We start from the raw sequence: 11,137 nt of genomic DNA, 5'->3' as shown, positions 1-11,137 counted from the left end.
CTGCTACTTATTCCTCGATTTTACCGCCAGCAGCTTCGATAGCAGCACGAGCGCCTTTAGTGACACGCAGGCCGCGAACAGTTACCGGACGAGAAACCTCGCCAGACAGAATCACTTTCGCGAACTCAATCTGGATACCGATAATGTTTGCTGCTTTCAGCGTGTTCAGGTCAACTACGTCGCCTTCAACTTTCGCCAGATCGGAAAGACGAATCTCACCAGTGATCATTGCTTTGCGAGAGGTGAAACCGAATTTCGGCAGACGACGGTACAACGGCATCTGGCCACCTTCGAACCCACGACGTACGCCACCGCCAGAACGAGAGTTCTGACCTTTGTGACCACGACCGCCAGTTTTGCCGAGACCAGAACCGATACCACGACCCAGACGCTTGGAAGCGTGCTTAGACCCTTCGGCCGGAGACAGAGTATTTAAACGCATCTCTTACTCCTCAACTTTAACCATGTAGGAAACCGCGTTGACCATACCACGTACAGCAGGAGTATCCTCGCGCTCTACGGTGTGGCCAATACGACGCAGACCCAGGCCAAGCAGCGTTGCCTTGTGTTTCGGCAAACGACCGATCGCACTGCGGGTTTGTGTAATTTTAATAGTCTTTGCCATGGTCAATTACCCCAGAATTTCTTCAACGGATTTACCACGCTTGGCAGCGACCATTTCCGGAGATTTCATATTCGCCAGGCCATCAATAGTTGCACGAACCACGTTAATCGGGTTGGTGGAACCATATGCTTTAGCCAAAACGTTATGAACTCCAGCGACTTCCAGAACGGCGCGCATTGCACCGCCGGCAATAATACCGGTACCCTGGGAAGCCGGCTGCATGAACACACGAGATCCTGTGTGCACACCTTTAACAGGGTGCTGCAGGGTGCCGTGGTTCAGCGCGACGTTAATCATGTTGCGACGGGCTTTTTCCATCGCTTTCTGGATAGCTGCTGGAACTTCACGCGCTTTTCCGTAACCAAAACCAATGCGACCGTTACCATCGCCAACCACTGTCAGAGCAGTGAAGGAGAAAATACGACCACCTTTTACGGTTTTAGATACGCGATTTACCGCGATCAGCTTTTCCTGCAGTTCGCCAGCTTGTTTTTCGATGTGAGCCATCTTACACCTCTACCTTAGAACTGAAGGCCAGCATCACGGGCAGCATCTGCCAGTGCCTGGACACGACCATGATATTGGAAACCAGCACGGTCAAAGGATACTTTCGTAATACCTTTTTCCAGTGCGCGCTCTGCAACAGCTTTACCCACAGCTGTAGCGGCGTCTTTATTTCCAGTGTACTTCAGTTGCTCAGCGATAGCTTTCTCTACAGTAGATGCAGCTACCAGGACTTCTGAACCGTTTGGTGCGATAACCTGTGCATAAATATGACGAGGCGTGCGGTGAATCACCAGACGAGTCGCACCCAGTTCTTTGAGCTTGTGACGTGCGCGGGTCGCACGACGGATACGAGCAGATTTCTTATCCATAGTGTTACCTTACTTCTTCTTAGCCTCTTTGGTACGCACGACTTCGTCGGCGTAACGAACACCCTTGCCTTTATAAGGCTCAGGACGACGGTAGGCGCGAAGATCAGCAGCCACTTGTCCAATCATCTGCTTATCAGCGCCTTTCAGCACGATTTCAGTTTGAGTTGGACATTCAGCAGTGATTCCCGCTGGCAGAGCATGTTCAACAGGATGAGAGAAGCCTAGGGCCAAACTCACCGCATTGCCTTTAACTGCTGCACGATAACCTACACCAACCAGCTGCAGCTTCTTAGTGAAGCCTTCGGTAACACCGATAACCATTGCATTTAACAGCGCACGAGTGGTACCCGCTTGGGCCCACGCGTTAGCAAAACCTTCGCGCGGAGCGAAAGTCAGTGCATTATCAGCGTGTTTAACTTCAACAGCATCGTTGATTGTACGAGTCAGCTCGCCGTTCTTACCTTTGATCGAAATAACCTGACCGTTGAGTTTTACCTCTACGCCAGCAGGAATAACGACCGGTGCTTTAGCAACACGAGACATTTTATTCCTCCAATTAGGCTACGTAGCAGATAATTTCGCCACCAAGACCAGCTTGGCGCGCTGCACGATCAGTCATAACACCTTTCGAGGTAGAAACGACAGCAATACCCATACCGGCCATAACTTTAGGCAGCTCATCTTTTTTCTTATAGATGCGCAGACCTGGGCGGCTGACTCGCTGAATGCTCTCTACCACAGCCTTGCCCTGGAAATACTTAAGAGTCAGTTCCAGTTCAGGCTTGATGTCGCCTTCGATTTTAAAATCTTCAATATAGCCTTCTTCTTTCAGCACGTTGGCAATTGCCAATTTCAGCTTGGAGGAAGGCATGGTGACCGCAACTTTATTCGCGGCTTGACCGTTACGGATACGGGTCAGCATATCCGCGATCGGATCTTGCATGCTCATCTGTCTTTACTCCCGTGATTCAATTGGATATTACCAGCTAGCCTTCTTCAAGCCAGGTACTTCACCGCGCATAGCGGCTTCACGAAGCTTGATACGGCTCAACCCGAATTTGCCCACATAACCATGCGGACGACCAGTTTGGCGGCAGCGGTTACGCTGACGGGACGGGCTGGAATCACGCGGCAGAGACTGCAGCTTAAGAACAGCATCCCAACGTTCTTCGTCGGATGAGTTCACACCAGAGATGATAGCTTTCAATTCCTCGCGTTTAGCGCGGTATTTGTCGGCCAGTTTCACGCGAACGACTTCGCGTGCTTTCATCGATTGCTTAGCCATTAGTAACCCTACCTTACTTACGGAATGGGAAGTTAAAGGCTGCCAGCAGAGCACGGCCTTCATCATCAGATTTCGCAGTAGTGGTAATGGTAATATCCAAACCACGAACGCGATCGACTTTGTCATAGTCGATTTCTGGGAAGATGATCTGCTCACGGACACCCATGCTGTAGTTACCACGGCCATCGAATGACTTAGCGGACAAGCCACGGAAGTCACGGATACGTGGTACAGCAATGGTGATCAGGCGCTCAAGAAACTCCCACATGCGTTCGCCACGCAGAGTTACTTTACAGCCGATCGGATAGCCCTGACGGATTTTGAAGCCTGCAACTGATTTGCGTGCTTTGGTGATCAACGGTTTTTGACCGGAGATTGCTGTCAAGTCAGCTGCTGCATTATCCAGCAGTTTCTTGTCAGCGATCGCTTCACCCACACCCATGTTCAGGGTGATCTTCTCGACCCGAGGGACTTGCATGACAGAATTGTAGTTAAACTCACTCATGAGTTTTGTAACTACTTCGTCTTTGTAGTAATCATGCAGTTTCGCCATCGTACTACTCCAAATTACTTGATAGTTTCGCTATTAGATTTGAAGAAACGGACTTTTTTGCCCTCTTCGAATCTAAAGCCTACACGGTCAGCCTTGCCGGTTGCCGCATTGAAGAGTGCAACGTTAGAAACTTGAATAGCAGCTTCTTTTTCAACGATGCCACCTGGTTGGTTCAGGGCCGGAACCGGCTTCTGATGTTTCTTAACCAGGTTAATACCTTCAACAATAAGCTTGCCGGAAGACAAGACATTCTTAACTTTACCGCGCTTACCTTTATCTTTACCGGTTAACACGATAACTTCGTCATCACGACGGATTTTAGCTGCCATGATTCGCTCCTTAGAGTACTTCTGGTGCCAGAGAGATAATTTTCATGAACTTTTCATTACGTAGTTCACGAGTTACCGGCCCAAAAATACGCGTGCCGATTGGTTGCTCGCTGTTATTGTTTAAAATAACGCATGCATTACCATCGAAGCGAATGACAGAACCGTCCGGGCGACGAACACCCTTCCTGGTGCGCACCACTACCGCTTTCAGGACATCGCCTTTCTTCACCTTACCACGAGGAATTGCTTCCTTGATGGTAATTTTGATGATGTCGCCGACGCCTGCGTAGCGACGGTGCGAGCCACCCAGAACCTTGATACACATTACGCGACGCGCGCCGGAGTTGTCGGCTACGGTCAGCATAGTCTGTTCTTGGATCATTTCAGTGCTCCGCTAATGTCAACTACTACTTCGGGACCCATAATTAGGTCGTTAAAAAGCCCCATAAACGAGGGCGCGGCATTATAACACCGGTTCCTGAATATGGGTAGAAAAAATAAACGGCTCATTTACTGAGCCGTTTATTCGTTAGACAAAGCTAACTGTATTACAGAACAGCTTTATCTACAACGCGAACAAGCGTCCAAGACTTAGTCTTAGACAGTGGACGGCATTCGCGGATTTCAACCACGTCACCGATACCACATTCATTGTTCTCGTCATGTACGTGCAGTTTGGTCGTACGTTTGATGAATTTACCGTAAATCGGGTGTTTCACCACACGTTCGATAGCAACAACAATGGATTTCTCCATTTTGTCACTAACAACGCGACCTTGCAGAGTACGGATTTTATCGGTCATTACGCACCCGCCTTCTGAGTCAATAAAGTCTTAACACGTGCAACATCACGACGCACTTGCTTCAGCAGGTGAGTCTGTTGCAGCTGGCCACTTGCTGCTTGCATACGCAGATTGAACTGCTCACGCAGCAAATTCAGCAGCTCGGTGTTCAGCTCTTCAACACTCTTTTCACGCAGCTCTTTTGCTTTCATTACATCACCGTCTTAGTTACAAAGGTGGTTTTAATCGGCAGTTTCGCTGCTGCCAGCTTGAATGCTTCACGGGCCAGCTCTTCTGGTACGCCGTCCATTTCATACAGGACTTTGCCAGGCTGAATCAAGGCAACCCAATACTCTACGTTGCCTTTACCTTTACCCATACGCACTTCAAGCGGCTTTTCGGTGATCGGTTTGTCCGGGAATACACGGATCCAGATCTTACCCTGACGCTTAACTGCACGGGTCATTGCACGACGTGCTGCTTCGATCTGACGTGCAGTCAGACGACCACGGCCAACAGCTTTCAGACCGAAAGTGCCGAAGCTAACATCCGTACCAGCAGCCAGACCACGGTTGCGGCCTTTGTGCACTTTACGGAATTTTGTACGCTTTGGTTGTAACACAGCGACTCTCCTTACTTACGGCCTTTACGCTGCTGCTTTTTAGGTTGAGCAGCCGGTTTTTCCGGTTGTTCAACAGCAGCCATCCCACCCAGGATCTCACCTTTAAAGATCCACACTTTAACGCCAATTACACCATAAGTGGTGTGCGCTTCAGAGGTGTTGTAGTCAATGTCAGCACGCAGAGTGTGCAACGGCACGCGACCTTCACGGTACCATTCAGTACGTGCGATCTCGGCGCCGCCCAGACGGCCGCTAACTTCAACTTTGATACCTTTAGCGCCCAGACGCATGGCATTCTGTACAGCACGCTTCATAGCACGACGGAACATAACACGACGTTCCAGCTGTGAAGTGATGCTATCAGCAACCAATTTTGCGTCCAGTTCAGGCTTACGAACTTCGGCGATATTGATCTGTGCAGGAACGCCAGCGATATCCGCTACGACCTTGCGCAGTTTTTCTACGTCTTCGCCTTTCTTACCGATTACGATGCCAGGGCGAGCAGTGTGAATAGTCACACGGATGCTCTTAGCTGGACGCTCGATAACGATACGAGATACAGACGCCTTCGCCAGTTCCTTTGTCAGGTACTGACGAACTTTAAAATCGCTGTCCAGGTTGTCAGCGAATTCTTTGGTGTTCGCAAACCAAGTAGAGTTCCAAGGTTTTACAATACCCAGGCGAATACCATTAGGATGTACTTTCTGACCCATTGCTAGTCTCCAGAGTCTCAGCGATCGGACACAACCACAGTAATGTGGCTGGTGCGCTTCAGGATGCGATCTGCACGACCTTTTGCACGCGGCATAATGCGCTTCATGCTTGGGCCTGCGTCTACGAAGATTTTCGCGACTTTCAGATCGTCAATGTCAGCGCCATCGTTGTGTTCAGCGTTAGCAATGGCAGATTCCAGAACTTTCTTGACCAATACCGCAGCTTTCTTGTTGGTGAAGGTCAAAATTTCCAGTGCCTGCGACACTTTCTTACCGCGAATAAGGTCTGCAACAAGGCGAACCTTTTGAGCAGAAGAACGAGCGTGGCGATGTTGAGCTAAAGTTTCCATCTCTTCCTCCTACTTATTTCTTCTTGGCTTTTTTATCAGCAGCATGGCCGCGATAAGTACGTGTCGGTGCAAATTCACCCAGTTTGTGACCGACCATTTCGTCGGAAACAAATACCGGAACATGCTGACGACCATTATGGACAGCGATGGTCAAACCGATCATGTTAGGAAAGATCGTTGAACGACGGGACCAAGTGCGCAGGGGCTTCTTGTCACCGCTTTCCACCGCTTTCTCTACCTTCTTCAGCAAGTGCAGGTCAATAAAAGGACCTTTCTTGAGAGAACGTGGCATGGCTTATCCTCTAAAATTATTTGCTACGGCGACGTACGATGAATTTATCAGTACGCTTGTTGCTGCGGGTCTTCTTACCTTTGGTCTGAACGCCCCACGGAGTTACCGGGTGCTTACCAAAGTTACGACCTTCACCACCACCATGTGGGTGGTCGACTGGGTTCATCGCAGTACCGCGAACGGTAGGACGAACACCACGCCAGCGTGCAGCACCTGCTTTACCCAGAACGCGGAGCATATGCTCAGAGTTACCGACTTCGCCCATGGTTGCACGGCAGTCAGCTTCGACTTTACGCATTTCACCAGAACGCAGACGCAGGGTAACGTAAGCACCATCACGTGCAACGATCTGCACATAGGTACCAGCAGAACGTGCAAGCTGACCGCCTTTACCTGGTTTCATTTCTACGTTATGAACGGTAGAACCAACCGGGATATTGCGCATCGGCAGGGTGTTACCTGCTTTGATTGCAGCATCAACGCCAGATTGAATCTGGTCGCCAGCTTTCAGGCCTTTAGGGGCCAGGATGTAACGGCGTTCGCCATCTTTGTACAGAACCAGTGCGATATTCGCAGAACGGTTCGGATCGTACTCAAGACGTTCAACAACTGCCGGGATACCATCTTTGTTGCGTTTAAAGTCAACAATACGATAAGCCTGCTTGTGACCACCACCGATATGACGAGTAGTGATACGACCATTGTTGTTGCGGCCACCGGATTTGCTGTTTTTTTCAACCAGCGGAGCAAATGGTTTGCCCTTATGCAGCTCAGGGTTGACCACTTTAACTACGTGGCGACGACCCGGAGATGTCGGTTTACATTTAACAACTGCCATTGTTTTTCTCCTCCGACTTACTCAGCGCCGCCGACGAAGTCCAGATTCTGGCCTTCCTTCAGGGTGACGTAAGCTTTTTTCCAGTCGCTACGACGACCGATACGCTGTCCATGACGCTTAGTTTTACCTTTAACAAGCAAGGTATTAACGCCTTTAACTTCAACTTCGAACAGTTTCTCAACAGCAGCAACGATCTCTGCTTTGGTCGCGTCTTTTGCAACTTTGAGAACGATGGTATTAGTTTTTTCCATCGCCATAGATGCTTTTTCAGATACGTGCGGCGCGCGCAGTACTTTCAGCAGACGTTCTTCACGGATCATGCCAGCATCTCCTCAACTTGCTTAACTGCATCAGCAGTCATAACGACTTTGTCGAAGGCGATCAGGCTAACTGGATCGATTGTTGCTGCGTCGCGCACGTCAACCTTATGCAGGTTACGCGCAGCCAGGAACAGATTCTCATCCAGTTCGCCAGTTACGATCAGCACATCTTCCAGGGCCATGTCTTTCAGTTTCTGAGCAAGCAGCTTAGTTTTAGGTGCTTCAACAGAGAACTGTTCGACAACGATCAGACGATCCTGACGTACCAGTTCGGACAGAATGCTTTTCAGCGCTCCGCGGTACATCTTTTTGTTAACTTTTTGACTGTGGTCCTGCGGGCGAGCAGCGAAGGTTACGCCACCGGAACGCCAGATCGGGCTCTTGATAGAACCTGAACGCGCACGGCCGGTACCTTTCTGGCGCCACGGCTTTTTGCCGGAACCAGTTACTTCAGCACGAGTCTTCTGAGCACGAGTACCTTGACGGGCACCAGCTGCATAAGCAACAACAACCTGGTGTACCAGCGCTTCGTTAAAATCACGACCGAAGGTAGTTTCGGAAACAGTCAGCGCGCTTTGCGCGTCTTTCAATACTAATTCCATTGCTATCTCCTCACGCCTTCACAGCTGGTTTAACAATAAGGTCGCTACCGGTTGCACCCGGAACTGCACCCTTAACCAGCAGCAGGTTGCGCTCAGCGTCAACGCGTACTACATCCAGGCTCTGAACAGTTACACGTTCGTTGCCCAGTTGGCCTGCCATTTTCTTGCCTTTGAACACTTTGCCCGGAGTCTGGTTCTGACCGATAGAACCCGGAACGCGGTGAGACAAGGAGTTACCGTGTGTAGCGTCCTGGGTACGGAAGTTCCAGCGCTTAACGGTACCTGCGAAACCTTTACCTTTAGAGGTGCCAGTTACGTCAACTTTTTTAACTTCAGCAAACAGCTCAACGCTAACATCTTGACCTACAGTGAACTCTTCGCCTTCTGCAAGACGGAATTCCCAAAGGCCACGGCCAGCTTCTACGCCAGCTTTAGCGAAGTGACCAGCTTCCGGCTTAGTTACACGGCTAGCTTTTTTAGCGCCAGTGGTAACTTGAACAGCACGGTAGCCATCGTTAGCCAGGTCTTTGACCTGAGTAACACGGTTTGCTTCTACTTCGATCACGGTTACTGGGATAGAAACGCCGTCTTCAGTGAAGATACGGGTCATACCCAATTTTTTACCGACTAAACCAATCATTGTTTCAACCTCTCAATCGTCAATGACCTGATTAACCCAGGCTGATCTGCACGTCAACACCAGCAGCCAGATCCAGACGCATCAGAGCATCAACGGTTTTCTCAGTTGGCTCAACGATGTCAACCAGACGCTTGTGAGTGCGAATTTCGTACTGATCACGCGCGTCTTTGTTGACGTGCGGAGAGATCAGAACGGTAAAGCGCTCTTTGCGGGTCGGCAGCGGGATCGGACCACGTACTTGCGCACCAGTGCGCTTAGCAGTCTCGACGATTTCCGCAGTTGATTGATCAATCAGACGATGATCAAACGCTTTAAGACGGATACGGATTCTTTGGCTCTGCATGAGACCATAGCTCCAATTATTTTATAGACGAAAAAAATCACTACTCACACCCATTACGATTGATGGGGGAGTGTAATCGTTCATACATAGTTCCCCAATTGGGAACATTGTCGACAGTAGCTTCACTGCCAGGCTCGTATTGAGCCAGCCGTCGATTAAGACAGGCCCGCGCATTATACGTAAATCTGCCCCTTAATCAAGCCATGGATACGAATTAAACAATCTTTTATGCAAGGGTACGGCACACCTTCAACTCGAGATGCAAAATTGACTAGCCATAGAATCTTCCCTGGAGGGCTGCTCGCGCCTGAATAATCTTCATTTTGTTTTCACATGTATATTAATTTAGTGTTGAAAATCATCTCACTGCAGAGTCATCAATGGCTATGTCTACATCCCCTACCCTATTCGAACTTCCCTTTTTCGCACTCTATATTGGGCTTTTACTACGGCTAGCCTGGATAGATTATCGATGCATGTTGCTCCCGGATAATCTGACCTACTCCTTGTTATGGTCTGGGTTACTGTATCAGCTGTGTTTTATACCCGAGAATTTAGCAGCATCAGTGCTTGGCGCCATTTGCGGGTATCTCAGTTTGTGGGGGTTGTACTGGATTTATTTTTACTGGCGAAAGTGCGCGGGCATCGGCTACGGAGATATGAAGCTTTTGGCTGCCTTAGGAGCATGGCATGGATGGCAGAGTTTGGGGTGGATTTTGTTCACAGCCTCATCAATGGGCCTGTTTGCGGTCTTAATATCAAAGTTATTAAGAAAGAAGAGAATTTCACTGACTACCACTCCGCTACCCTTTGGCCCATACCTTGCGATAGCGGGTGGTTCAGCAGGATGGATATATTCCTCCTTCCCGCTGTTTAAAGAACTCAATTTCCTTCTTTGATTTGCGACTGAATATAATTCTGCAAACCAATTTTAGAGATGAGATCTAATTCAGTTTCCAACCAGTCGATATGGTGCTCTTCCTCTGCAAGAATTTGAATCAGCATGTCTCGACTGACATAGTCATGAATGGTATCTGCGTAAGCAATGGCTTCACGCAAATCTTTGGCACCTTCCATTTCTAATTTAAGGTCAGATTGAAGCATTTCTTCGACATCTTCACCAATATGGAGCTTGCCTAAATCTTGCAGGTTTGGAATGCCTTCGAGAAATAAAATACGCTCGATGTACTTATCGGCATGTTTCATTTCATCAATGGATTCGTGGTACTCAACTTCGTTGAGGCGCATCAGGCCCCAGTTTTTGAACATTCTCGCATGGAGAAAATACTGATTTATCGCGACAAGCTCGTTTCCCAATAATTTATTGAGATAATTTATTATCTTAATATCACCTTTCATTTTTTACTCCCTCCGCTTCCACTACATGAAGCGTAGATGTAGCACGGAGTAAGTCAAAAAAAAGTGACCGTCTTAGGCAATCTCTTTAAATTCTGGGATCTGCAATAGCTCTTCTTGCATGATTTCTCGTGCTGCGCGAATGCATTTGCCACATTGGTTTCCCACTGGCACAAACTTGCGAAGCTGCTGGAAAGATTGTGGATGAAACTGGCGCACTGCCTGCCGAATTTTTTTATCACTTACACCATTACACAAACAAACGTACATAAGCACTCCCGTTCAAATTACGCGCAAAGTGTAAATGAGAATAGTTATGATTACAATAGCACACGCATATTGCTTAAGTGAGTAAGCGGCAAAAATAGCAAAAAAAAAAGAGCGCCTGAGCGCTCTTTTTTCATACAAAGGTATCAGCGATTAAGCGATAACTTTAGCAACAACACCCGCGCCTACAGTACGGCCGCCTTCACGGATTGCGAAACGCAGACCGTCGTCCATCGCGATTGGGTGGATCAGGGTAACAACCATTTTGATGTTGTCGCCCGGCATTACCATCTCAACGCCTTCTGGCAGTTCGATGGTGCCAGTCACGTCAGTTGTACGGAAGTA

The 11,137-nt window shown here is 48.8% G+C and carries 24 protein-coding genes and 1 pseudogene; 1 reads left to right on the top strand and 24 read right to left on the bottom strand.

From position 1 onward, the window contains the following. Positions 1 to 7: 7 nt before the first annotated feature. The 21 genes from rplO to rpsJ all read right to left on the bottom strand — a co-directional run bounded on the left by rplO (position 8) and on the right by rpsJ (position 9,169). On the bottom strand, positions 8 to 442 hold the full coding sequence (gene rplO, locus EDF88_RS24380) for a 50S ribosomal protein L15 (protein WP_034461765.1): 435 nt from the start codon (positions 440 to 442) through the stop codon (positions 8 to 10). A 3-nt stretch (positions 443 to 445) separates the two neighbouring features. Then, on the bottom strand, positions 446 to 625 hold the full coding sequence (gene rpmD, locus EDF88_RS24375) for a 50S ribosomal protein L30 (RefSeq protein WP_004846568.1): 180 nt from the start codon (positions 623 to 625) through the stop codon (positions 446 to 448). Positions 626 to 631: 6 nt separating this feature from the next. Continuing rightward, positions 632 to 1,132 (bottom strand): 30S ribosomal protein S5, encoded by a 501-nt coding sequence (gene rpsE, locus EDF88_RS24370; protein ID WP_034461766.1) that lies wholly within the window; start codon positions 1,130 to 1,132, stop codon positions 632 to 634. A 14-nt stretch (positions 1,133 to 1,146) separates the two neighbouring features. After that, entirely contained in the window at positions 1,147 to 1,500 is a 354-nt protein-coding gene (gene rplR / locus EDF88_RS24365) for a 50S ribosomal protein L18 (protein WP_034461768.1), read from the bottom strand. A 9-nt stretch (positions 1,501 to 1,509) separates the two neighbouring features. Beyond that, positions 1,510 to 2,043 (bottom strand): 50S ribosomal protein L6, encoded by a 534-nt coding sequence (rplF, locus tag EDF88_RS24360; protein ID WP_034461769.1) that lies wholly within the window; start codon positions 2,041 to 2,043, stop codon positions 1,510 to 1,512. Positions 2,044 to 2,056: 13 nt separating this feature from the next. Continuing rightward, on the bottom strand, positions 2,057 to 2,449 hold the full coding sequence (gene rpsH / locus EDF88_RS24355; RefSeq protein ID WP_034461770.1) for a 30S ribosomal protein S8: 393 nt from the start codon (positions 2,447 to 2,449) through the stop codon (positions 2,057 to 2,059). Between the two features lie 30 nt (positions 2,450 to 2,479). Beyond that, positions 2,480 to 2,785, bottom strand: a complete 306-nt coding sequence (gene rpsN / locus EDF88_RS24350; protein WP_034461771.1) for a 30S ribosomal protein S14 — start codon at positions 2,783 to 2,785, stop codon at positions 2,480 to 2,482. Positions 2,786 to 2,798: 13 nt separating this feature from the next. Continuing rightward, positions 2,799 to 3,338 carry a 50S ribosomal protein L5 gene (gene rplE, locus EDF88_RS24345; protein WP_064514249.1) on the bottom strand — a complete coding sequence of 180 codons (540 nt, stop codon included), beginning with the start codon at positions 3,336 to 3,338 and terminating at the stop codon, positions 2,799 to 2,801. A gap of 14 nt (positions 3,339 to 3,352) precedes the next feature. Continuing rightward, positions 3,353 to 3,667, bottom strand: coding sequence for a 50S ribosomal protein L24 (rplX, locus tag EDF88_RS24340; protein ID WP_034461774.1), 315 nt, complete (start codon positions 3,665 to 3,667; stop codon positions 3,353 to 3,355). Between the two features lie 10 nt (positions 3,668 to 3,677). Beyond that, positions 3,678 to 4,049, bottom strand: a complete 372-nt coding sequence (rplN, locus tag EDF88_RS24335; protein ID WP_002438705.1) for a 50S ribosomal protein L14 — start codon at positions 4,047 to 4,049, stop codon at positions 3,678 to 3,680. Positions 4,050 to 4,215: 166 nt separating this feature from the next. After that, positions 4,216 to 4,470 (bottom strand): 30S ribosomal protein S17, encoded by a 255-nt coding sequence (rpsQ, locus tag EDF88_RS24330; protein ID WP_034461775.1) that lies wholly within the window; start codon positions 4,468 to 4,470, stop codon positions 4,216 to 4,218. Further along, the gene (rpmC, locus tag EDF88_RS24325; protein WP_008457158.1) at positions 4,470 to 4,661 is read right to left on the bottom strand and encodes a 50S ribosomal protein L29; all 192 of its coding nucleotides are present in this window, start codon (positions 4,659 to 4,661) and stop codon (positions 4,470 to 4,472) included. The genes rpsQ and rpmC overlap by 1 nt, the downstream gene beginning before the upstream one ends. Then, on the bottom strand, positions 4,661 to 5,071 hold the full coding sequence (gene rplP, locus EDF88_RS24320; protein ID WP_008927134.1) for a 50S ribosomal protein L16: 411 nt from the start codon (positions 5,069 to 5,071) through the stop codon (positions 4,661 to 4,663). Before rplP ends, rpmC begins: the two co-directional genes overlap by 1 nt. An 11-nt stretch (positions 5,072 to 5,082) precedes the next feature. After that, the gene (gene rpsC, locus EDF88_RS24315; protein WP_000529945.1) at positions 5,083 to 5,784 is read right to left on the bottom strand and encodes a 30S ribosomal protein S3; all 702 of its coding nucleotides are present in this window, start codon (positions 5,782 to 5,784) and stop codon (positions 5,083 to 5,085) included. Between the two features lie 17 nt (positions 5,785 to 5,801). Continuing rightward, entirely contained in the window at positions 5,802 to 6,134 is a 333-nt protein-coding gene (rplV, locus tag EDF88_RS24310; RefSeq protein WP_034461779.1) for a 50S ribosomal protein L22, read from the bottom strand. A 13-nt stretch (positions 6,135 to 6,147) separates the two neighbouring features. Next, entirely contained in the window at positions 6,148 to 6,426 is a 279-nt protein-coding gene (rpsS, locus tag EDF88_RS24305) for a 30S ribosomal protein S19 (RefSeq protein ID WP_001138115.1), read from the bottom strand. Between the two features lie 16 nt (positions 6,427 to 6,442). Continuing rightward, complete coding sequence (gene rplB / locus EDF88_RS24300) at positions 6,443 to 7,264, bottom strand: 50S ribosomal protein L2 (RefSeq protein WP_034461780.1); 822 nt, start codon at positions 7,262 to 7,264, stop codon at positions 6,443 to 6,445. Positions 7,265 to 7,281: 17 nt separating this feature from the next. Further along, positions 7,282 to 7,584, bottom strand: a complete 303-nt coding sequence (rplW, locus tag EDF88_RS24295) for a 50S ribosomal protein L23 (RefSeq protein ID WP_034461781.1) — start codon at positions 7,582 to 7,584, stop codon at positions 7,282 to 7,284. Then, a complete protein-coding gene (gene rplD, locus EDF88_RS24290) occupies positions 7,581 to 8,186 on the bottom strand; it encodes a 50S ribosomal protein L4 (RefSeq protein ID WP_034461782.1) in 606 nt (201 codons plus the stop codon). Before rplD ends, rplW begins: the two co-directional genes overlap by 4 nt. Before the next feature lie 10 nt (positions 8,187 to 8,196). Beyond that, positions 8,197 to 8,826 carry a 50S ribosomal protein L3 gene (gene rplC, locus EDF88_RS24285; RefSeq protein ID WP_064514251.1) on the bottom strand — a complete coding sequence of 210 codons (630 nt, stop codon included), beginning with the start codon at positions 8,824 to 8,826 and terminating at the stop codon, positions 8,197 to 8,199. 31 nt (positions 8,827 to 8,857) lie between these two features. Next, positions 8,858 to 9,169, bottom strand: coding sequence for a 30S ribosomal protein S10 (gene rpsJ / locus EDF88_RS24280; protein ID WP_034461784.1), 312 nt, complete (start codon positions 9,167 to 9,169; stop codon positions 8,858 to 8,860). A 380-nt stretch (positions 9,170 to 9,549) separates the two neighbouring features. On the opposite strand from rpsJ, the gene EDF88_RS24275 reads away from it, so the two are divergent. After that, entirely contained in the window at positions 9,550 to 10,068 is a 519-nt protein-coding gene (locus tag EDF88_RS24275) for an A24 family peptidase (RefSeq protein WP_347876569.1), read from the top strand. On the opposite strand, the gene bfr is transcribed toward EDF88_RS24275, so the two are convergent. The 3 genes and pseudogenes from bfr to tuf all read right to left on the bottom strand — a co-directional run. After that, positions 10,052 to 10,528 (bottom strand): bacterioferritin, encoded by a 477-nt coding sequence (gene bfr / locus EDF88_RS24270; protein ID WP_134187850.1) that lies wholly within the window; start codon positions 10,526 to 10,528, stop codon positions 10,052 to 10,054. The genes EDF88_RS24275 and bfr overlap by 17 nt on opposite strands. 72 nt (positions 10,529 to 10,600) lie before the next feature. Further along, a complete protein-coding gene (bfd, locus tag EDF88_RS24265) occupies positions 10,601 to 10,795 on the bottom strand; it encodes a bacterioferritin-associated ferredoxin (RefSeq protein WP_034461786.1) in 195 nt (64 codons plus the stop codon). A 150-nt stretch (positions 10,796 to 10,945) separates the two neighbouring features. Then, positions 10,946 to 11,137: pseudogene (tuf, locus tag EDF88_RS24260) on the bottom strand (elongation factor Tu); the annotation flags it as partial.

Source organism: Buttiauxella sp. BIGb0552, assembly GCF_004366275.1.
In the GTDB taxonomy this organism is placed as follows: domain Bacteria; phylum Pseudomonadota; class Gammaproteobacteria; order Enterobacterales; family Enterobacteriaceae; genus Buttiauxella; species Buttiauxella gaviniae.
Note: the sequence above shows the minus strand (reverse complement) of the source record. Positions and strands in the feature narration are given on the sequence as shown.

Excerpts from the sequence above, each read along its gene's own strand:
- rpsN (WP_034461771.1), bottom strand. The coding sequence starts at position 2,785 with ATGGCTAAGCAATCGATGAAAGCACGCGAAGTCGTTCGCGTGAAACTG.
- rplO (WP_034461765.1), bottom strand. The coding sequence starts at position 442 with ATGCGTTTAAATACTCTGTCTCCGGCCGAAGGGTCTAAGCACGCTTCC.
- rpsH (WP_034461770.1), bottom strand. The coding sequence starts at position 2,449 with ATGAGCATGCAAGATCCGATCGCGGATATGCTGACCCGTATCCGTAAC.
- rpsS (WP_001138115.1), bottom strand. The coding sequence starts at position 6,426 with ATGCCACGTTCTCTCAAGAAAGGTCCTTTTATTGACCTGCACTTGCTG.
- rpmD (WP_004846568.1), bottom strand. The coding sequence starts at position 625 with ATGGCAAAGACTATTAAAATTACACAAACCCGCAGTGCGATCGGTCGT.
- bfd (WP_034461786.1), bottom strand. The coding sequence starts at position 10,795 with ATGTACGTTTGTTTGTGTAATGGTGTAAGTGATAAAAAAATTCGGCAG.
- rplR (WP_034461768.1), bottom strand. The coding sequence starts at position 1,500 with ATGGATAAGAAATCTGCTCGTATCCGTCGTGCGACCCGCGCACGTCAC.
- EDF88_RS24275 (WP_347876569.1), top strand. The coding sequence starts at position 9,550 with ATGGCTATGTCTACATCCCCTACCCTATTCGAACTTCCCTTTTTCGCA.
- rplN (WP_002438705.1), bottom strand. The coding sequence starts at position 4,049 with ATGATCCAAGAACAGACTATGCTGACCGTAGCCGACAACTCCGGCGCG.
- rplX (WP_034461774.1), bottom strand. The coding sequence starts at position 3,667 with ATGGCAGCTAAAATCCGTCGTGATGACGAAGTTATCGTGTTAACCGGT.
- rplC (WP_064514251.1), bottom strand. The coding sequence starts at position 8,826 with ATGATTGGTTTAGTCGGTAAAAAATTGGGTATGACCCGTATCTTCACT.
- rpsE (WP_034461766.1), bottom strand. The coding sequence starts at position 1,132 with ATGGCTCACATCGAAAAACAAGCTGGCGAACTGCAGGAAAAGCTGATC.
- rplD (WP_034461782.1), bottom strand. The coding sequence starts at position 8,186 with ATGGAATTAGTATTGAAAGACGCGCAAAGCGCGCTGACTGTTTCCGAA.
- rpsQ (WP_034461775.1), bottom strand. The coding sequence starts at position 4,470 with ATGACCGATAAAATCCGTACTCTGCAAGGTCGCGTTGTTAGTGACAAA.
- rpmC (WP_008457158.1), bottom strand. The coding sequence starts at position 4,661 with ATGAAAGCAAAAGAGCTGCGTGAAAAGAGTGTTGAAGAGCTGAACACC.
- rplV (WP_034461779.1), bottom strand. The coding sequence starts at position 6,134 with ATGGAAACTTTAGCTCAACATCGCCACGCTCGTTCTTCTGCTCAAAAG.
- rplB (WP_034461780.1), bottom strand. The coding sequence starts at position 7,264 with ATGGCAGTTGTTAAATGTAAACCGACATCTCCGGGTCGTCGCCACGTA.
- rplF (WP_034461769.1), bottom strand. The coding sequence starts at position 2,043 with ATGTCTCGTGTTGCTAAAGCACCGGTCGTTATTCCTGCTGGCGTAGAG.
- rplE (WP_064514249.1), bottom strand. The coding sequence starts at position 3,338 with ATGGCGAAACTGCATGATTACTACAAAGACGAAGTAGTTACAAAACTC.
- rpsC (WP_000529945.1), bottom strand. The coding sequence starts at position 5,784 with ATGGGTCAGAAAGTACATCCTAATGGTATTCGCCTGGGTATTGTAAAA.
- rpsJ (WP_034461784.1), bottom strand. The coding sequence starts at position 9,169 with ATGCAGAGCCAAAGAATCCGTATCCGTCTTAAAGCGTTTGATCATCGT.
- bfr (WP_134187850.1), bottom strand. The coding sequence starts at position 10,528 with ATGAAAGGTGATATTAAGATAATAAATTATCTCAATAAATTATTGGGA.
- rplW (WP_034461781.1), bottom strand. The coding sequence starts at position 7,584 with ATGATCCGTGAAGAACGTCTGCTGAAAGTACTGCGCGCGCCGCACGTA.